The organism is Maribacter sp. PR1, assembly GCF_028464145.1.
In the GTDB taxonomy this organism is placed as follows: domain Bacteria; phylum Bacteroidota; class Bacteroidia; order Flavobacteriales; family Flavobacteriaceae; genus Maribacter.
Map to the genome: position 1 here is coordinate 165,764 of NZ_JAQPCG010000010.1, position 20,359 is coordinate 186,122.

18 protein-coding genes and 1 pseudogene are annotated in these 20,359 nt (G+C 41.5%); 5 read left to right on the forward strand and 14 right to left on the reverse strand.

Annotation, left to right across the window (positions count from 1 at the left end; genetic code table 11):
• Positions 1–2 precede the first annotated feature (2 nt).
• From PP182_RS19055 to PP182_RS19105, 11 genes are all read right to left on the reverse strand, one after another.
• On the reverse strand, positions 3–1,052 hold the full coding sequence (locus PP182_RS19055) for a relaxase/mobilization nuclease domain-containing protein (RefSeq protein ID WP_067032282.1): 1,050 nt from the start codon (positions 1,050–1,052) through the stop codon (positions 3–5).
• Complete coding sequence (locus PP182_RS19060; protein WP_067032280.1) at positions 1,042–1,389, reverse strand: plasmid mobilization protein; 348 nt, start codon at positions 1,387–1,389, stop codon at positions 1,042–1,044. Before PP182_RS19060 ends, PP182_RS19055 begins: the two co-directional genes overlap by 11 nt.
• 691 nt (positions 1,390–2,080) lie before the next feature.
• Positions 2,081–3,034, reverse strand: a complete 954-nt coding sequence (locus PP182_RS19065) for an IS3 family transposase (protein WP_067032276.1) — start codon at positions 3,032–3,034, stop codon at positions 2,081–2,083.
• A complete protein-coding gene (locus PP182_RS19070; protein ID WP_272652861.1) occupies positions 2,958–3,452 on the reverse strand; it encodes a transposase in 495 nt (164 codons plus the stop codon). Before PP182_RS19070 ends, PP182_RS19065 begins: the two co-directional genes overlap by 77 nt.
• Positions 3,453–3,967: 515 nt before the next feature.
• Positions 3,968–4,279, reverse strand: coding sequence for a hypothetical protein (locus PP182_RS19075; protein WP_036379395.1), 312 nt, complete (start codon positions 4,277–4,279; stop codon positions 3,968–3,970).
• Positions 4,251–5,348: a hypothetical protein gene (locus tag PP182_RS19080; RefSeq protein ID WP_141673284.1), complete on the reverse strand. Its 1,098-nt coding sequence runs from the start codon at positions 5,346–5,348 to the stop codon at positions 4,251–4,253. Before PP182_RS19080 ends, PP182_RS19075 begins: the two co-directional genes overlap by 29 nt.
• 66 nt (positions 5,349–5,414) lie before the next feature.
• The gene (locus tag PP182_RS19085) at positions 5,415–7,259 is read right to left on the reverse strand and encodes an ABC transporter permease (RefSeq protein WP_036379398.1); all 1,845 of its coding nucleotides are present in this window, start codon (positions 7,257–7,259) and stop codon (positions 5,415–5,417) included.
• Between the two features lie 392 nt (positions 7,260–7,651).
• Positions 7,652–10,822 (reverse strand): efflux RND transporter permease subunit, encoded by a 3,171-nt coding sequence (locus PP182_RS19090; RefSeq protein ID WP_036379400.1) that lies wholly within the window; start codon positions 10,820–10,822, stop codon positions 7,652–7,654.
• Positions 10,823–10,858: 36 nt separating this feature from the next.
• Complete coding sequence (locus tag PP182_RS19095) at positions 10,859–11,923, reverse strand: efflux RND transporter periplasmic adaptor subunit (protein ID WP_036379401.1); 1,065 nt, start codon at positions 11,921–11,923, stop codon at positions 10,859–10,861.
• A gap of 8 nt (positions 11,924–11,931) precedes the next feature.
• Positions 11,932–13,269: a TolC family protein gene (locus tag PP182_RS19100; RefSeq protein ID WP_036386003.1), complete on the reverse strand. Its 1,338-nt coding sequence runs from the start codon at positions 13,267–13,269 to the stop codon at positions 11,932–11,934.
• 100 nt (positions 13,270–13,369) lie between these two features.
• The gene (locus PP182_RS19105; RefSeq protein ID WP_036379402.1) at positions 13,370–13,810 is read right to left on the reverse strand and encodes a PaaI family thioesterase; all 441 of its coding nucleotides are present in this window, start codon (positions 13,808–13,810) and stop codon (positions 13,370–13,372) included.
• A gap of 79 nt (positions 13,811–13,889) precedes the next feature.
• Between PP182_RS19105 and PP182_RS19110 the strand changes: the two genes are divergently transcribed.
• From PP182_RS19110 to PP182_RS19125, 4 genes are all read left to right on the forward strand, one after another.
• Entirely contained in the window at positions 13,890–14,498 is a 609-nt protein-coding gene (locus PP182_RS19110; protein ID WP_051947139.1) for a TetR/AcrR family transcriptional regulator, read from the forward strand.
• A gap of 69 nt (positions 14,499–14,567) precedes the next feature.
• Complete coding sequence (locus tag PP182_RS19115) at positions 14,568–15,125, forward strand: lysophospholipid acyltransferase family protein (RefSeq protein WP_036379403.1); 558 nt, start codon at positions 14,568–14,570, stop codon at positions 15,123–15,125.
• Positions 15,126–15,286: 161 nt separating this feature from the next.
• Positions 15,287–15,499, forward strand: coding sequence for a hypothetical protein (locus tag PP182_RS19120; protein ID WP_036379405.1), 213 nt, complete (start codon positions 15,287–15,289; stop codon positions 15,497–15,499).
• Positions 15,500–15,636: 137 nt separating this feature from the next.
• A complete protein-coding gene (locus PP182_RS19125) occupies positions 15,637–16,233 on the forward strand; it encodes a TetR/AcrR family transcriptional regulator (protein ID WP_036379408.1) in 597 nt (198 codons plus the stop codon).
• Positions 16,234–16,396: 163 nt separating this feature from the next.
• Here PP182_RS19125 and PP182_RS19130 read toward each other — a convergent pair whose 3' ends face one another.
• On the reverse strand, positions 16,397–16,519 hold the full coding sequence (locus PP182_RS19130; RefSeq protein WP_255307434.1) for a hypothetical protein: 123 nt from the start codon (positions 16,517–16,519) through the stop codon (positions 16,397–16,399).
• Positions 16,520–16,622: 103 nt separating this feature from the next.
• Between PP182_RS19130 and PP182_RS19135 the strand changes: the two are divergent.
• Positions 16,623–17,724: pseudogene (locus PP182_RS19135) on the forward strand (IS3 family transposase).
• 357 nt (positions 17,725–18,081) lie between these two features.
• Here PP182_RS19135 and PP182_RS19140 read toward each other — a convergent pair.
• The gene (locus tag PP182_RS19140) at positions 18,082–19,038 is read right to left on the reverse strand and encodes an aldose epimerase family protein (RefSeq protein ID WP_036379412.1); all 957 of its coding nucleotides are present in this window, start codon (positions 19,036–19,038) and stop codon (positions 18,082–18,084) included.
• A gap of 168 nt (positions 19,039–19,206) precedes the next feature.
• Entirely contained in the window at positions 19,207–20,313 is a 1,107-nt protein-coding gene (locus PP182_RS19145; RefSeq protein ID WP_051947140.1) for an alpha/beta hydrolase, read from the reverse strand.
• Positions 20,314–20,359 lie beyond the last annotated feature (46 nt).

The window sequence follows — 20,359 nt, forward strand, 5'->3', positions numbered from 1 at the left end:
TTCTAGAAGCCCAGCCCTTTCCTTTTCTTCTTTCTTTTGGACTTCTTCTTATTAATATCATCTTTGAGTTCCAGTTTGAAAGGATTCCACTCCGCTTCATCCAATAAAGGCCCGGTCATTCCATTTTCCTTAATTTCTCCCACATGACTTTTTGATTGTTGAGCAGAATTTCGAGTGCCTTTTGCAGTCCCATTATTTCTTGGTTCAACCTTGACTGTTCCTTCATCGTTTCCTTCGTGAGCTTGATCAGTTCCCCGTTCTTTTCCATTAGCCGATAATATAACTGAACGGTCTCTTGTTTGCTCATAATCGATTTGTTTTACAATACTGTTCCATGAGAATTTTTTGCCTAGGGTACTGCCTTTATATACCACATCTTGATATTTGAAAGATATCCCCGAAACCCTGCCTGTGGTTTTGCTTACGTTGAATCTTGGCGAGATATTTTGCTCTTGTAGCAACTTGATAAATTCTGTTGTGTCCATTGCTTTTGAGATTGCCGAACCGATTCGCTCCTGTAGGACAAGTTTGATAGGTACATCGCCTGTTCTAAGGGTTTTCTCTATTTCCTTTTGGTCAAGTGATTTTTTTCCACCAATTTTTGTTGAAATCTGAGTCAATCCATATTTCTTCTCCAAATCATTGAGCACTTCCCGGCTTCTTCTTTTAATGTTACTGTCACTCGTTATCCTGCCTGAATACCTGACCCTATTGGCCACTATATGGATGTGTTCGTGTTCCGTGTCCGTATGACGGTACATAATGAACTGGTTGTTATCGAAGCCCATCTTCATTAGATAGTCACATCCGAATGAAGCAAACTCCTTATCGTTCAATTCATCTGAGTAGGGCAGGTTCAAGGAAACATGAAGGACCGCATTCCCAAGTCCCGGACGCATTTGCCTGATCAAATTGAATTCCTGTGTCATGTTTACCGCTGTGGAAGGCTCTATATTGGAATCGATGACATATCCTACTCCTTCGTTTACCTTTTTTTCATTGTAGACCAGAACACCATAGAAATCTTTCCCTATTGTTATCTTACCTATCATTGTTCGAGATACTTGATTTGAGCTGTTTCAATAGCATTTTTACCTCCTCCAATTGTTTATGAATGCTGAAAGGGTCACGGATACCTGAGTTCGAGACCCTAGTGAGTTGGTTCAGGTTGTTTCCCATCCGGCTCAGTTCGATAAACAGTTTCCGGTCCAAAGGATCTACCTTTTTCGTTGGCAGGGATTTTCCCGTACATTTTCTTCGGATATACCCGGCGACTGACAGCCCAATGGTCTCCGCATTATTGGTAATGATCACGTATTCACTTTGTGAAACCCTAAAGGCGATGACAATCGTCCTTTTTTTTGATATGTCCTTTTTAGGTCTTGCCATTTTCTATGGTTTTGGTATTGTTCTAAAGGTCATTTGTAAACGAAGTGCGCAGTTTTTGTTTACAAAAACACAACTTGCTCCGTGACCTCCGATCAACTATACCACAAACCTATTGTCTATTGATTGTTTACAAGGGATTTGCCGTACAGAGTTATATGTACGGTAAATTTATCCAGTGTTGGAAATAAGGAATTGGACGAAATCACAGGGGTGAGTTTCTATGGAAAGGGAGAAAAATGGTCAATGTATGAATATACCCTTAATTTTAATCTCTTTACCAGTTGTCCAATTGTCATTTTCCAAACTGATTTTTAAAGCCCGTTTGGGCCAATAGTGGAAAGGGAAAAAACAGAAAGGGTATGACATTGAGGAAAGGGAACTTAAAAATGGTGATTGTTCAATAATGAGGCTTGGCACCTTATCCGCAAACAGCCTTAACATAGCAAATCATCAAGACAAATTTATTAGCGTTTTGAAAAATCCTTACCTCTATACGATGATTACCAGTGTTCTTTTGTCCAGTTTCCTTCCTGTATATTTTACTTTAATCCTCCTTTATTTTCCTTGGAGCACATGATCATTTAAATGATCATACATTTGTACGATCGTACAAAAAATGTGTCTCGTCCTGAAAAAAGTTGTCACTTAAAGCGGTTGATACTATAACGAGTTTACACATTTTTCAATAATCTTAGGTCAGGTTTACACCCAAGGTTCCCTTTGTTATCATGCAGGGGTTTGTTCCCTGATCATATTTATGTCTTTCCTTCCAATAATTTTTCCATGCCCTTGGTATCGGTCCGTGGGACATGTGGGCCGAATCGGGGGTCTGCATATTGAGACTTAGATGGGGCCTACGGCCATTGTAAGAGGAGACGATGTCCCCGAACATATCTATTGCCTCCACTTTGAGCCTTGGTCTATTGTTCTTGAGCCATTCGGTCTTCAGTATGCCGTTCACCCTTTCGGCTATTGCATTTTCCAAGGGATCCACCTTTTCTGTCATACTGATCCCGATGCCGGCACCCTTAAGGATGCTTATGTACCTGTCGCAGCAGTACTGGATGCCCCTGTCCGAATGGTGCACCGGTTTGGGACCGGTCCCATGCGGCAACTGTGATATGGCCATGTTCAGGGCGCCGATCGCACCGGAGGCCGTTAGTTTTGGGGATATGTCCCATCCTATTATCTTCCTGGAATATGCGTCCGTGACGAGCGAAAGGTACATGAATCCCTCCATCGTGTCGATATAGGTTATGTCACTGACCCAGAGCTGGTGTGGGGCATCGACCGTCATCTCCCTTGCCAGGTTGGGGTACCGCCGAAACGAATGGTGTGAATTGGTGGTCCTTGCCCTGCCTCTGGAGCGTCGCAGCAGCATCGAGTTTTCCCGCAGGAGGGCGAAGAGCGCATCCATGCCCATTGAAACCTGTTGTGGGCAGGATGGCCCGAAGATGATGCTGTGGAGCTTGCGCACGCCCACGCCGGGAAGTATGGCGCGTTCATTCTGAACCATCTCGAGCACCAACTGCTTTTCGGCAAGTGTCCTGTACTCGTATCTCAAAAACTTATAATAGGCCTGTCTCGTTTTGCCAAACAGTCCGCACAGCGTCCCAACACTTGTTTTGGGCATGGTCTCTTTCATTTCTTGGACTGTTTGGCACCAGACTTTTTCTGATGTTGATCTTAAGGTCCCTTTCCGCAATGTCTATCATTTTGTTGGCGGCCAGATTTTTGAGCTTCTCGCTTGCCAGATCGGACTCAAGTTCCCTGATCCTGGCCAGCATCCCCTCCGGGGAGTCCGGTAGGACAGTTGAGGCCGGTTCCTTGGTGGTACCGTCGTTCGGCAGGGCCTGGTCCGGACAGAACCTTTTCACCCATTGTTGCACGGATGAAGGTGTTTTGAGACCATACAGTTTTGCCGTTGCCGCCATGCTGAGATCCGATCCCAGATAGTGGGAGGCAACCTTTCGTTTAAAATCGTCCGAATAGGAGTTTACACTTTTCATGATTAAATTTAAATTATTGCTTCTATCATGACAACCTATTCTAGGACAAGACAAGGGTTAAATGGCCCAAGAACATGATACCTACATGTAATTCAATATTAAGTGATTTGGATTATACGATTAGGAACATAGGAAATCCAAAGAGATTTCCAATCCTTTCTTCTTTCTCCCTTTCCACAAAAGAGCGCCCGACAGGGCGCCACCTTCCATGACCAAAACACAATGGTTTCTTGTAGGGAAACAACCAATTTAACGGAATGGAGAAATCTTTTTGGTAGCGGTGAGAGAATAAATGCAAGAGGGCGATAAAGCGTCCTCTTGTTTTTATGAGTGATCCAGAGGATGTTGATATCAAATTGGGAACAAACTCACTGTTTTGTCATATTCCTATACTGTGACATTCCCACTGAATTCTATAAGGGACTGTTATTGCATTCTGCTTTGACATATTCTTTATCTGGCTTTCCTGTCAAAAAGAAGAAATAACAGAAACCCAATCGACATTACTTAAATTTTCCAATAAGTGTAATGCACATGCATATAAGTTATCACCCAAAAATCAATCTGTCCTAGTTACTGTTTGTAGTATTGTTTGTATACGGTTCGTTGGTTTCAAAAAGTGCCCTTATCTCCCTTTTTTCGGATGATTTTATATGAGTTACTGCTTTTTGGCAAAAGTCATTGAACAATGTAGGATTGTCCAGGTTACCGTTGACCCATTCTGCCAAATATCCATTGAATCCTTCAAAACCCATGGTTTGGATCAGCTTATAAAATGCCACGGCCCCTTTATTGATTTCAAGATATTCCGCTCCATCGGCATAGAGCAATGGTGGTTCTTGGTTGGGCTCGTTATTTTTGTCCTTGCCATACTTTTCCAACTTTTCTTGATAAGCTGATTACCGCTTCCCCACCTATTTCATTTTTCACATACAAGAGTCCCAACGCCTCTGGCAACCCTATTGTAAGCATATCCGCCCCTTGCACATTGGCAATGGTCAAGTTTTTTTGCAGCCACAGTTTGGCCAATCCACTACCGATGGTTTGATAGAGATAGGCTTTTTCCTGTAAACCTTCGGTATCGGCCACCCAACCTTCTTTTTCAGAAAGTGCAATGGTATTGGCAAAGGTATACCGATCGTCTTGCCAACGGTGTATTTCTACCAATTGAAGTTGATTGTCGACCGAATTGGCCCCAAAGTTGGTTTGCATAAAAGCAACCCCTTTTTTTAATGCTTCTTGATAGAGGTCCACATTGAACGAATGGGTGGGTTTATGCAGAATGGAATAGTCTATATTCCCGGCCTTGCCCTTGCCAACGCTATAGTCTGATGATCCTACCTGCCAATTGAACACTTGGGGTTTCTTAATGGTATAGATGGAAGTGGTTCTACCATCTTCAGTTTCCATTTTTTGTAAGGCTCCGGCCGTAAACGGAATTTGGCCTTCTTCGGTACTAATAATAATTTTACCTGTAACCCAATCGGCATCCGTAGCAAACACATTTTGGGTAAGGGCAAAGGCATTATCAACAGTGGCCATTCTGGAATCCAGACGTTCCAATCCCTGTTCTTGGCGTTTCCGGTTTTCCAATAACTCCTTGTCGCTATCATATCCTTTCACAGGTAAAAAATCCTGAAGACTACCAAAACTTCCCTTTTTGGTCAAATCTGCCTGAAAATCGCTCTGCACAAAACCGACATATTGTTTGCTCCCTACCAAGGAAAGCTGCAACACGCTATCTTTTTGTAAGGTAGACGGGATTGGATAGGCGGTCAGGTTTTGCTCGACATCCCCTTTTCCCATGGTCAATTCTTGTCCGTTCAGCTTCACATTGGATAATTGGACAAAATCCTTGGTATTGAAAAACAAGGTATCTGCCCCCTTTTCGTTGTTCAATGTGATATCAGCAGTAAATTCTGCCCTTCTTTTTGAAGGAAATAGATCCAATTTTACATCGATTGTTTCATATTTGGGCTGTGGTTTGGTTTCCAGATACTTGTATTTTATCTCGTACTAGGCATCCAATCGTTCCTCTTCGGCATCTGGGATAAAGTTGCCATTATCATACACATTTTTGGTGATGAACGACATCAAAAACAAGAATGCCCCAAAAAACAACACCATCACACCTTTGGAAACCATGCTAAGTTGCATATTCTTCAACGAAAGTCTGTTTTTCCATTTTTTATCCGAGCCCCGCTTCCATAGCCAAACACCGGTCATGACCAAGGTAATGGCCAAAGCCAACCACAATAGGAAGAACCAATTGGCCGATTCTTGAAATATACCATAACCGCTCATTTCCGAATAATCTTCAACTCCAGGAGTAAAACCATATCCTAGCCTTAAATCTTCAATGATGCCCATATCAAAGGAAACAATCAAGAAGATGAAAATGGCCACACAAAGAAGGTGTGTGAAAATTCGATGGCTGGTCAAAGCTCCCACAAAAAACACCAAAGACGCCCAAAGTACAAAGTTCAAAAAGGCCCAACGATAGAGCAAAAGGTCCTCTGCAAATTGTCCTAAATCTATATAAGAAGCTCCACCCAACAACACTTGGGTAAACACGGATACTACAATAAAGCTCACACTTAATATAAAAGACAGTCCAATAATCGCTGCCAATCTGGAAAGTTGGGTAACCCAGACAGGAACGGGCAACGAATCTGTTATTTGCCAAATATTGACCGTCTTGTCCTTAAAAAACAACTCGCCGGCCCAAATCATGATCAACATGGTTATAAAAACGCCCCATTGCAACCTAAAATAGGTCATATTGCTACTGATGGGATATTCATTACCAATATAATAAGCCGCATTCCAAGTAACATTTTGCAAAAACACCATCAATAAGATAATACCGAGGATTATTTTGAAGGAAGTAGGGCGAACAATGTTCAGGAACTCCAATTTTGAGAGTGACCATAGTTTAGTGAGAAAATTAGGTACTTTGTATTGTTTCACGACCTCTGGCAATTTTATGGATGCCGTAGAAAATGACACTTTCTTGCCTTCTTTGATTTTTTTGGATTTATCGGTACCGGCCTGTATGACGTACTTGAAAGAGAAGCGTAGATATGCCGCTATGGCAAACACCATGGCAAGTCCCATCCAAAGCAATCGGTTCTTTAAAACATAGCCGGTCAGTTTGAACAGTTCGGTATTTTTTTGTGTGGGACTCAACAGTTCGGTATAGTGCTGTGCCGCTACATAGCCTCCCGAATCCGCCAAGATGTAAGCCATTAGATTATCCCCACCCCCGGTTTCGTAGGAAGTTTGGGCGATTAAAAATAGAATGACCACCAAGAATACGGCCAAATAACTTGTGGTCATTCTACGGGTAAACACAATGGCAAAAAATACAACGGATACATAAAAAAAGAGGTTGGGTACGGTAAACATGATCCAACCGTGAAACAAAGGGCCCCATTGAACCGGACCAAAACGACCAGCCTCGCCAATGCCGGAAAACGGCACCAACAAATGCCCAACAATCATACCCGTACTTAGAATGACAAGGTATAGGAAAGCGGCCAAAAAGCGGCCTATAAAAAATTGTTTTTCATTGATGGGCAGTGCATAGGTCCACTCCGCGGATTTATACCTGATCTCTTTGTAAAGCACACCTCCGGTAGCTATGGCAATGATGATGATCATAAGCATACCCATGGCCGCATAGTTTCTATACAAAATGCTCGAAGCGTTCATAAGCACCCCTTCGTTGGAAAAGAAATCAAACGATCCCTTGGTATACCATATCATCTGAAAGGCAAGCATGAGAAAGAAAACAAGGGTAACCCAACTAAATACACGCTGTCTTAGCTCGTTTTTTACTATGGAAAATATTGTTTTCATTTTAGTGTTCGCTTAAAATTTTAAAATAGGCATCTTCTAAAGAAGGTTTTTTAGCATCAAAATCACCATTGGGTAAATCATTATATTGGGTAAGAATTTTTTAAAAATGGAACAATCACCAAAATCGATTTAATTGTATTTTTTGAGGCACGATTTCCATGATAAAACCAAAGAAAAAACGGGTCTGCAAATTAAACTCTGTCTGAAAGTAATTAAGTATTAATTTTTAGAGGTCAGTAGTTAGTTACTTATCCAAGATTTCACTTGGTGTATCATTGTACATTATAATGATGAACATCGATTCAAATCTAACAAAAAGGTCGCCAAGGACCGCCATGGGGATAGCATTTTAGATGTCGATAAAGCTCAACAACCGGAACACGGCCAGCATATCACAGCGTGTGGTCTGGGTTAAAGCCATCTACCAATTTTTTATGCTCGTAATCGGCCACCATAAGCTCCTCATAATCAGTTTTTGTTCCCTTGGTAAACTTATGTACCAATTTTTCCATTAAATTGTATATTACCGGTACTATTATCAAGGTCAAGAAAAGCGAACTTATCAATCCCCCGATGATAACCCAGGCAAGACCATTTTTCCATCCCGATCCCGGGCCTGAGGCCAACGCAATGGGAAGCATCCCGAAAACCATGGCAATGGTAGTCATTAGAATTGGGCGGAGACGTGCGTGGTTGGCCTGTATCAAGGCGTTCCTGACCGTTTCCCCTGACCGGACCCTTTCGTTGGCAAAGTCAACCAGGATAATGGCGTTTTTACACACTAGCCCGATCAACATAATTATACCAAGAATGGTAAAGATGTTCAGGGAATTGTTCGTTAACGCCAATGCCAGCAAAGCTCCGATGAACGATAAGGGAATGGAAAAAAGAACTACGAACGGGTGCACAAAACTGTCGTACAGGGAAACCATTACCAAATAGACCAATATAATAGCTGCCAACATAGCAATTCCCAGTGTTCCGAACCCTTCCGATTGCCTTTCTTTATCCCCACCCCATACGTAATCGACCCCCGTGGGCCGTTCGACATCCTGGAAGGCAGCTTCCCATTCATCCGCGACCGTACCAGCTGGTCTGCCAACGGACTGCCCTTTTACGGTAACCGACGCGGTCTTATCCCGGCGTTCCAATTGGCTCGGGCCCAACGTTTCGGTGATGTCGGCGAACTGTGAGAGTTTTACCTCTTGCCCTTGGTCATTAGTAAGGATCAAATCCCCTACATCGACAATGCTTTTTCTATCAAAACTATTGTAGCGAATGTTAATATCATATTCATATTCCCCTGCCCTGAATTTGCCATCGGTATTCCCGTTAAATGCTGTTTGCATTGTCAACCCCACCGTTTGTAACGATAATCCCAGGGAGGCCATTTTATCCCGATCTACTTGAACATTGATTTCAGGATTTCCCGTTTCTACGGACAATTCAATTTCCGTGGCCCCAGGAATCTTATGCAGTTCCGCCTCCGCCTTTCTGGCAAAGACCATGGCACTATCCAAACTAGGTCCGGTCACTACCAAGGCCAACGGGGCTTCCTCCGCCACTCCCAAAAGACTTATAGGGACGGTTTTCACCTTGGCTCCGACCAAAATTTTCTCTAAACGACGTTTTGTTTTGGCGGCAAATACATAAGAATCGTCCTGCCTTTCATTTTCATCAACCATTTGGACGTTTATTTCCGCCTTGTAAGCTGTAGCCTGTGAAGCTCCTAAGCCTTCGCTGGTCTGGCCTACAGTGGTGATAAGGCTCTTGACTTCTTCCTGTGTATTCAAAAAGGCCTCTGCTTTTTGGGCCATAAAATTACTTTCTTCCAATGAGGCATCTTTTGGTAGTTCTATCTGCACCAAAAACTCGCCCCTATCCGATGTGGCAAAGAATTCGCCTCCAATAAATCCTGCCGCTACCAAGGCGATCGAAGCAAAGAAGATAACCAAAACGATGGACAGCGTGGTTTTATAATGATCCAGGCACCAGGTCAATAAGCCGGAGATCCAATTCGTGAAACGTTTTAATTGTGTTTCGAATTTGATGATAAGCCTACCGAACAGGTTTTTACCTGTGATATGCTCCAATTTTCCGAAACGGGACGATAACCAAGGAATAATGGTAAACGATGCCAATAGGGACAACAAGGTCGAAATAATTATGGTCACACAAAATTGGGTAATGATTTTGGACACCAGACCGCTGCTCATGGCAATGGGAAAAAAGACGACCACGATTACCAGCGTTATGGATGTTACCGTGCCCCCGATTTCAGCGGTACCGTCATAGGCCGCACGGACACGGTTTTTGCCCATTTCCATATGCCGGTAAATGTTTTCGAGTACAACGATGGCATCGTCCACCAAGATGCCTACGACCAAAGACAATCCTAATAAACTCATTAAGTTCAAGGTATAATCCAACAACAAAAAGCCTATAAATGTCGCAACCAACGATGCGGGTATGGACACCATTACAATTAGCGAGTTTCTTACACTGTGCAAGAAGAACAGCATTACGATCGCCACCAATAACACGGCGATCAATAGGTCATGGATTACGGAATCGGCCGCCTCTAGGGTAAAAACACTACTGTCATTGGCGACATTGAGACTGAGGTCTATGGTTTTATAATCGGTCTCGAGCTGTGCTATCCGTTTTAATATATCTTCACTTACAGCTACGGCATTGGCATCGGACTGCTTGATCACCTGCAGTAGGATGGCACTTTTTTGCTTTACCCGTGCAATTTTTTCAGGTATTTTTTGACTGTCCTGAACATCCGCAATATCACTGAGCCTCACTTGGATGCCATCTTTATCAGCGACTACCAGATTGCGCAGCTCTTCAACATTTTTATATTTTCCGGCCAACCGGATCAATATTTTTTGCTGCCTGGTCTGAATATTTCCTGTGGGGAAATCCAAATTCGAGGCCAGGATGGTCTGTTGGACCTGGGGTATGGAAAGGTTATATCCATGAAGTCGGTCGGCGTCTAAATTTACCTGGATTTCCCTTTCTTGCCCCCCGATCAAATTTATCTGTGCCACACCATTGACCCGGGAAAGCAAAGGGGCAATTTTTTTATCAATCAGGTCATAAAACTTAATTTCATCCATAGTGCCATTAGCACCAATTGTCATAATCGGAAGGTCGCTCAATGAAAATTTGCTTAAGGAGGGTGTTTTGGCATCATCGGGCAGATCACTGATAATGGCATTGATTTTCCGTTGTGCATCGTTTAGGGAAATATCAACATTGGCATCATCCGTCAAGGTAATCGCAACCGTGGAAAGGCTTTCATAAGAACGGGATTCTATTTTTTTGATGTTCTCCAGAGAGGCAACCGCATCCTCTATTTTTTTTGTCACGGTATTTTCGATCTCGCTGGGCGAGGCACCGGGGTAGATAGTGGCGACGGTTATGACATTTCGGTCGAATTTGGGTATCAATTCATACCCCAGTTGGTTATAACTGAACAGGCCCCCAAGGGTAAGTATGGTGAATAGCACAATGACCAATGAAGGCCTTTTTATGGAAATTTCCGCTAATTTCATAGTATGGAATAAAATGTTTCAGGTTATTGTCCGGTTCTAGTCGATGATGTCTATCTTGGAACCGTTCTGTAGATTGATCTGCCCGGTAACTATTACGAGTTCATTGCTGTCCAGACCATCTAATATTTCGACCTTATCACCGAATATTCTTCCAGCCGTTACACCGGTCAGTTTTGCAACTCCATCCTCAGCGACAAAAACCTGGTTACTGCTTACACTTCCCAGGAACGCATTTCTAGGGGCCACCAGTATCTTTTCGCTTTCCCGGTCTGACGAGGTGAAGGATGCCGTCCCGTACATGCCCGCCTTCAAGGCGTTGTCCGGATTGTTCGATATCTCGATTTCCACAGGAAAATTCAAACTGCTATCCGATTTCGGTGCTATAAACGTGATTTTCCCTGCAAATGTCCTGTCTGGTAAGACACTGGCTTTTACATTTACCGGGGCACCCGTTTTTAAACTGGCCACTTGGGACTCGTTGACCGTAACCCTAAGTTTAAGTTTGGAGACATCGACAATTTCGAACATTGGTGTTGCTGTTGCCAGAACAGAACCTGGTTCGATAAAACGCTTATTTACAACTCCTTTTATCGTAGCTTTTATGCTGACATCACTCGCATTTACCCTCGCTTGTTCCAGTCTCGATTGTGCAGTAACCAAGGTCAACTTGGCCTGATCCATTTGTTGTTCGGTCACTCCACCGGTTTTTAAGGCATTTTCAAAACGGTTGAAATTTTTGGACGCATTCTGATAGGCCGCTTCGGCCGCGTGCAGTTCTGCCGATACCTGCTCACTTCTCACAACTGCCAAAGTCTTGCCCACTCTGACATGATCACCTTCTTCTACCAATACCCTAACGACTCTACCTGGCTTTTCCGCAGAAAAATCCAGTTCTTTAAAGGGCTCGAAGTTTCCATTGGCGGTAAAATTGAGGGGAATAGTTTCCATCTTTACCGTATCAACCTTTACAGTGACACTAGCATTTTTCTGTGCAACTATATCCGTTTTTGCTTGATTTTCTTGTTTGTTGTTCATTAAGATGAAGGCAATCAGGGCCAATACCACTAAAATTGTAAGTATGTATATTATGTTCTTTTTCATCGTGCTTATTAGTTTGTTAGTGACTTTAATTCCCCTTTAGACTTCAACAACAGGATTTCTGCCAGTTTGTATTGTAAAATTGCGGAGTTAAAGTTGTTCCTAGCCTCGGTCAAGGCGTTTTCCGCATCCAATAGATCCGTTAGCGGAGCCAAACCTTGGACGTAATTGTTTCTGGTATTGTCCAAAACTGCCTGTGCCAACCTGACATTTTCGTTTTGATTGTTGACGGTCGCAATACTATTGTTTATTTGGGTTCGGGCATTTTCGTAATCAAGATCTAAGGCCAATTCGGTATCCTTGATATCCTCTTGTAAGATCCGCAGATCTATATCGGCCTGCATTACTTTGGAACGTGTACCAAAACCTGCGAAAATGGGAATTTTCAAATTCAATCCTATCGATGAAAAATCGGACCAATATACCTTGTCCTCAGGCTTTTTGAACCAGGGAAGGTCCGGGCCTTGGCCAAGATAGTTGTACCCAACTGTTAGGGAAAGCGTTGGATAATATTCCGCCTTGACCGCCATTTTCTGGTAAGTCAACAATTGTTCCTGCTTTTTGAGAAGCAGATACTCCGATCGATTCTCGGTATCCGGGGATGAAACTACCTCGCTTGGTCTGAATTCGAACTCGATTTCCGGAATTTCGATTTGGGCGGTTATGGGCATTCCCATAAAAAATTTCAGGGTATTTTCTTGAAGTTGTAGCGCATTGTTTATCTGGAGCCGTTGGGTCTCTAGATTTGAAATTTTAACAATAATCCTGTCCAAATCGATTTTCTTCGCTAGCCCATTTTGAAACTGGCCCTCAATGATATTTTTCGCCTTGATCGTATTTGCCAACGTACTATCAAGTACCTGAAGGTTTAAACGCTGTAGATATACTTGATAGTAACTATTGGCTACCTTTTCTATTACCTGCTCTTGAGTTAATCGATTATTGATCTGATAAAACTCACGGGTAGTTTTTGCTGCTTTTAAACCTGTGTAAACCGATTGGTCAAATAAGTTCTGGTTCAACGAAACACCAAAGACCGAATTCCATTTTTGCCCCAAAGTTGCCTGTATAACGGTGCCCGGTTGCCCAAAGGAACTTCCATCGATCACATTGGTCTGTAGGATGGGATTATAGACCAAACTACCATTTCCTGTGATCTGTGGCAATGCTCGCGAACGAACTTCCTGGATTTGGTACTCACTATTTTCAATGGCCAGCTTCGATTTTTGTGCATCGGCCTTGTATTCAAGAGCATAGGAAACGGCATCCTTTAGGCTAAGCTGCTTTATTTCCTGGGCATTGGCTACGCAAACAAGGCATAAAAGGGAAATGCTTAAAATTTTTTTGATCATAAACGGATACGTATTTAATGGGGGAGAAATTTTAGGATGTCCTATAGGGTTTTTTAAGATCCTCTTGTTTTATGTATAATTCTTTATTACCTAAAGTTTAGGAGCCGTTTCTATGGATGCTATATATACATCTTGCCAAAGCCACTAAATCTTTTTGTCCACTTTGGAAAAGTTCCACGTCCACCACGTTGATGGATTTACCACTTTTAACAATCTTTGCCTTGGCCAAAATATCCCCTTCAACGGTAGGATGGAGATAATCGATCCGCATATCCAAGGTATTTATCCTGTCCTGTAAGGAATCGAGGGTCGTCGCTCCGGCAGCTCCTCCAGCCGTATCGGCCATAGCGGCCAAAATTCCTCCATGCCATCGTTTTTGCAGATAGTCGCCTATGAATTCTTTCTTAAAAGGGACTTTGATGCACACGTACCCAAGTCTGATTTCCATAATTTCTAACCCGAATATTTTATTGGCCGGCATCATGTTTTCAATAGCATGCTTTAAAAACAAATAGTCGTCTTGCCCTATTTCCTGCATTGGTCAGATTTTAAAAATTAAAAGATTTTTTTTTTGCTAAAATAAATATTATTTTAGACTTTCTAACTAAAAAAGTCAAATGTTCAATATTGAAAGTACCGATAATTTTTCGTTAATACTTGATTCCGCCAAAAAAAGATTTTGCCGTTATGGCCTTAAAAAAACAACAATGACGGAGATTGCCGGGGATATAGGTCTATCAAAAGCATCCCTATACTACTACTTCTCCACTAAAGAAGAACTTTTCAAGGAAGTAGTAAAGCAAGAACATAAAACATTTTTAAACGAGATTGAAGGTCTTCTTTCTTCGGTTGTCCCTGCAGAAGAGTTATTCCATATTTACCTAGAAAGGCGACTGATCTACTTTCGCGATTTTGCACACCTCAGTTCTTTGAGCCTGGAATCTATAAACAGTTTAAAACCCGTTTACGCCCGCCTATTCGAAAACCTTCGCAAAGAAGAAATACGACTTGTGAGTAAAATATTGGAAAAAGGTATTGCCGCCCAAGATTTTGAAAATCTTGATATTGCTTATTATTCGCAATTGTTCATTGCCATTTTCCAAGGGTTGCGGCACAATGTACTTATTAAAAAAGACACAATAAATATCACGGAAATTGAGTATTCTCTATTGCAGAGACAATATGAAAGCGCATTAAAAATGTTCGTGAAAGGAATCAAAAAATAAATCGTAGGCCGGCCTTTAGAAAAAAGGAAACTAATTATTTGTTGCCTGTGCCATTATAATTTTTTTGTAATGAAAAACAAGATGCTGCCCAAGATTAGATATTTGCCTTTTTATGCCATCTCGACCCTGCCGATGCCTGTTCTGTACCTGTTATCGGACATATTGTTTGTAGTGGTCTATTACCTCATGAAGTATAGAAGGAACTTAGTCTCGGACAATATCAAAAAATCCTTTCCTCAAAAACCACAAATTACACTGAGAAAAATTGAAAAGAACTTCTATCGGCATTTCTGTGATATACTTGTCGAATCGATTAAGACATTGACCATCAGTAAAAGGTCGGCAATGAAACGTTTGCGTATAGAGAATCCGGATTTGGTAGAACATTATTTAAGCGAGAATAAAAATATTTTGCTTTACACTGCCCATCAGGGAAATTGGGAATGGTTGATATTCCTACCACTTTTTTTCCTTACCGATCAGACACTTTATACAAACCAATTAAAAACCACTATTTCAATAGCCTATTTAAAATTATCAGAGAACGATTTGGTGTCCATTGCATTGAATCCACCAAGGGATATAGGACCATTATCGACCTTGAACGAAAGAATGTCATTATGTTGAACTGCATCATCGGCGATCAAAGCCCTGTCAGAATCAGTACCAAACATTGCTGCCATTTTTTGAACAGGGAAACAGCTTTTTTCTAGGGGCCGAAAAGCTTGCCAAAAAAACCAGTGAAGTTGTTTTGTTCCCTTCTTACAAAAAAATAAAAAGAGGGTACTATGGACTACATTTTTAGTTTGATAACGGAAAGTCCCGTTTCCGTGAGAATCAATGGGATTATAGAAGACTATGCAGAGGCATTGGAAAACGTGATCTTTAAATCGCCGGAACTTTGGCTATGGAGCCAAAGAAGATGGAAGTTAAGTGCCTCAATTTGGGATTTTAAAGTACCCGGCATTATTTGGTCTATCCAAAATGCTATTGAAATTTAAGACCAGTTATATTTGACTAGAAAGAACCGAAACAAAAGGTTTAACGACCTAATATTATTTATCATTTTGGTGATCTTTATCATATTTCGCTATCGTTATAAATACGTAACTTTATGTTGCCTTAATAATTTAACCCAATGATCTGTAAATCCGAACTTGTTGCATGCTCCGCCTTAAACTTCGCTCAATTTGGGAGTAAACGGTTCACACTCGATGAGTTGGCAAATCAGCTTGGCATATCAAAGAAGACCATCTACAATTATTTTAGGAAAAAAGAAGAATTGGTTCAAGAGAGTACGGTCTATCTACTGCAAAGATATTCAAGGGAGATCCAAGAATCGGAGATTGCTTTCTGTAAAGATCCTCTGGAAAAGATAATACTGATATACAAAAAGGGTTTCGAACATTTAAAATTTTTCAGTCCCACGTTCCTTTTCGGACTAAAGAAATATTACCCTAAGGCCTATGATCTCTATTATAGCTTTCGAAATGATTTGGTAAATAAAACTATTTACGAACTCTTTGTCGATGCACAAAAATTGGGCTTTATTCAAAATGAGGTGAACTTGAGATTGGTTTGTGAACTGTACTTTTTGAATTTGAACACTATCGCTTTTGGTAAAACCAGTCTGTTTGATAAATATACCCAGCACGAGATTCTACAACATCTCATAATCAACACCATAAAAGGTATTGTAACCGAAGATTACACCAACAGGTTTATCCAAAAATAGACTGACAACCGTCATGTATTATAATTGCCCCCATCCTTAGGACAGGGACAGGGACAATTACAAACAAAAACTTGACGAGCTAGCCCATAAACTCGCCTAGCGATCAGATAAAGTGCATTGGTCATTTTTGCGCCTCTTCCTTTCCTTACGCACCGCTCTTCAACTAGACTAGGATGGCATTGATAATTTCAGAAATCGGGGCTGTCGGTGGAAAACCACTTTGGGAAAGAAAAATCTGCGGAACTATCTCCATTTCAATAGTATCTTTATCGTGTACTTTGTGCATGGACTATGGAATTTAAGTATGGTAACACTGATCTCAGAAGTCTGTAAGGTTCCCTGAAAAACGAAGCGTTGGAAATTAGAGTTCAACGTTTAAATTTGAGGCAATGAAAAAAAGCAGATTCACCGAGACACAGATCATCAAGGTCCTAACGGCACAAGAAAAGGGAAAGACCGTTGCCGAGATATGCCGCGAGCACGGTATCAGCCAACCGACCTTTTACAACTGGAAGGCAAAATAAGGGGGGCATGGGAGTAGACCAACTCAAGAAGATGAAGGAGATGGAGTCGGAACTTGCCGAGTTCAAGCGCATGTAAGCCGATCTTGCCTTTGAGAACAACGCCCTGAAGAACCTTATCGAAAAAAGCTAAGCCCGCCGAGAAGCGAGAAGCTGTCGGATACCTGGCCAAAGAGGTAGGGTTGAGTATCAGGCGGCCTGTGGGGCGGTGAGCCTTAGTCTGTCGGTCTATTATTACCGTTTCAAGAGGAAGCCCGAAGACGAAGTGATTATGGATTCTTTGGAAAAGCTGGCCGAAGGTCACCCGACCTACGGGTTCAGAAAGATGTTCCATATGCTCAGGGCAATGGGCCACGGCTGGAACCACAAAAAAGTCTACAGGGTCTATGTGTTGATGGGGCTGAACATTCGAAGAAAGCGAAAGAGAAGGTTGCCCGAAAGGGTAAAGAGCCCACATATACACCCCGTGGACTGTAACATCACATGGAGTGCCGATTTCATGCAGGATACCTTGACCAACGGAAAATCGTTCAGGGTCTTCAACGTAATCGACGACCTAAACAGGGAACCCCTGGTGTCCACCGTCGACACTTCGCTCAGTGCGAGGAGGATAACAAGAGAACTGGACAGGCTCATCGAATGGAGGGGTTCACCGGAGACCATCCGCGTGGACAATGGCCCTGAGTTCACTTCGGCCATTTTCAATACATGGGCCACAAAGAACGGTGTCGAGATCCGGTATTTCCAACCGGGAAAACCGACCCAGAACACTTTGGTCGAGAGGTTCAACGGCATCTACCGTAAAGAGGTTTTGGATGCTTATCTGTTCACGGAGCTTGATCTGGTCAGGGACCAGACCCAGAGATGGTTCCGGGAATACAACAATGTCCGACCACATGAATCATTGGGCAACAGGCCACCGAAAAAATTTTGGAAAGCCGAGGGAAATCCAGCTTTCCCTAATTGCTAATGGACAGCCATTTCACAAAAGAAAGTATATTTATGGACGCTTTGCTTTAGGGGAACCTTACACTATCTCTCGTCCAAAAAAAGTTTAAATCACTTCATATGCAAAATAACCTACTGAAGCAAGGTCGTGTTTATGACTTATATTGAAAAATGGTTATTCCAAAACTTATCAAATTTTCTCAATAAACCTCAAATGTAATATTTCATGTTTTAAAGTAACGCCAAAGACAACAGGCACTGCCAGTAATTACCTTCTTTAGAAAAGCAGAAACGAAACACAAAACACCATAAATTCGTTACATAATTAGGCATTAGAAGCAAATGCAAAACCATGTTTTGATAATATGTAGATTGTTGTTTAAAGGCTTTGGTCTATTTGTATTAAAAAATAATACTTAACGGTTTCGCCCGGTTTCAATGTGACGAGGTGTGACTTTTTTTCAATATCTTTTGGAGAATCCTCAAAATCATGATGTGAGGCCATAGGCTCAATGCACACAAACGGATATCCTGGAGGGCTCCAAATATTGACATTCGGAAAATTACCCAGAATCAAACTTATGTATGGTTTTTGGCCAGATTTGGCCAGACCAATTTTAGTGATAACTGAATCTTTGATGAAAATCCCAGTATTAGGTATCCTGTCATCATCAAATCCAAGAGTTGTCTCATTTTGTAAAAAGGGGGCTACCGAATCTTTCAGAAGACTATTTTTAATTAGTTCTCTTTGGGCAGAAAGGGATTTATAAAAAAACAACTCATGCTTTTTTCTATCATTTGGTTGACCAAGTGACAGATTAAACCCAGGATGCCCCCCAAGTGCAAAATACATGCTATGGGTATCGTCATTTCTGATGACGTATTCGTTCAAGATGGTATTATCGGTCAATTTATATCGAACTGAAATTTTGAACAAAAAGGGATAGTTTTCATGCAATATTTCTTTGTTGGGAACAAAACTTAATGTAACCTCATCATTTGATTTATGTTTTACTGTCATAAAGCGCTCTTTTAAAATTCCCATTTTCGGCATATCGTATTTGACGTTCCGAAAATAAAATTCGTTGTCCCTGAATCTGACATTTACTGGAAACATTATGGGAGCCCTGTCCGCCCAATATTCACCATTGCCCTGCCATAGGTACTCAAACTCACTGATTTTGCCTTTTATGCTTTGAAGTTCAGCCCCTTTTTTGCTTATTGATACCCTAATGGAATCATTTTCGAGCCAAAGTAACTCAGAACCTTGGCCATGGACTGTAAAGAAAAATGTCAAAAAAATAAATAAAAAAGCCAATACTTTCAGGTGTGGCATTTTACAATCCCACTTAAAAGTCTTTTTCGAATCTGTTGGTTTCACGGTGTGAATGTATTAGTTCATAATAAGAAAATCAGCATAAGGACAGGAACTGGAAGCAAAAGTAAAAAAGCGCAGACAAGCTGCGCTCCCTTAAAAAAACTAACTCAAAATCAACCTATCATATTACTTTTCACCATGTAGGTAAGCGGACATAGTCGGAAATACCTCACCGATGAGTTGCTCACTGACCTTGTCACTATGTTTGCCGGTGTACCAGCAGGTGCTATGTGGTATTTTTTCCTCTTTCAACAATGTAGAGAAATAAACTGAACCTTCGAGCAATCCGGGAGTTTCGTCCTGATAGCCACAACTCAATGCAATTTTTTTGTACTGGGTTAAATTGTTCTTGTAATTTTTCACTTTTTCTTCCAAATTCCCAAAACCAGCTACCCATTTCTCTAGGACTTCTTCTTTCTTGGAAAAGGTGCCATCGGCATTCATCGTAAACGGGAATGCAATCTTTAAGGGTTGTGAAAGATCGGGAGAGAATGCAGATCCAAAGGCAAGAATACCAAATATGCTCGTTATCTTTCGGTCATACGATTTTAATTCTTGTTGCAAGGTTTCAGAAAAATCCTCATCCCTCACATTTACCATTTTTTCGGATAAATTCTGAACCTGCACCAAGGTCGAATCGTTCTTAAACATACCATTCAATAAATTATCATTTGCCAAAACGGCAGGACTCATGGCATAGGCCACAGAAAATACCTCGGGATGCCTTAAGCTGATATTGATTGTTCCACCTCCGCCCATTGAATGTCCACTTATTCCACGAGATTCCCGTTTCGCCAAAGTTTTGTAATGGCTGTCAACATAAGTAATGACATCTCTTACAATAAAATCTTCCCAATTTCCCGAAACAGGTGAATTGGCATACATCGACCCTTCAAACAGATTATGGCCGTTGAGTTCTATTAAGATGAACTCGTGTTCTTTACTATTCTTCATATAACTGTCAAAAGCCTCCGTTTTGGGATATTCGCCAGCCTCAACGGTATAACCGTTCAAAAAATAGACAACTGGAAACAATTGATCTGAGTCTAAGTAAGACGGTGGTAAATAAACCCCAATCTTTTGCACATCTTTCGTGCCTATTAAATTATCCTTAAGTGATGGAGCCGGAATCTCCACCAGCGAATAGTTGCTTTTTTGGTCCTGTGCTACTATGCCCCCGCCTAATAGAAGCAATAAAATAACCACACATTGAATTTGACCTCGTTTTTTCATATATATATTGTATATTGATAAATTAAAACTAGTTTGAAATTTAATT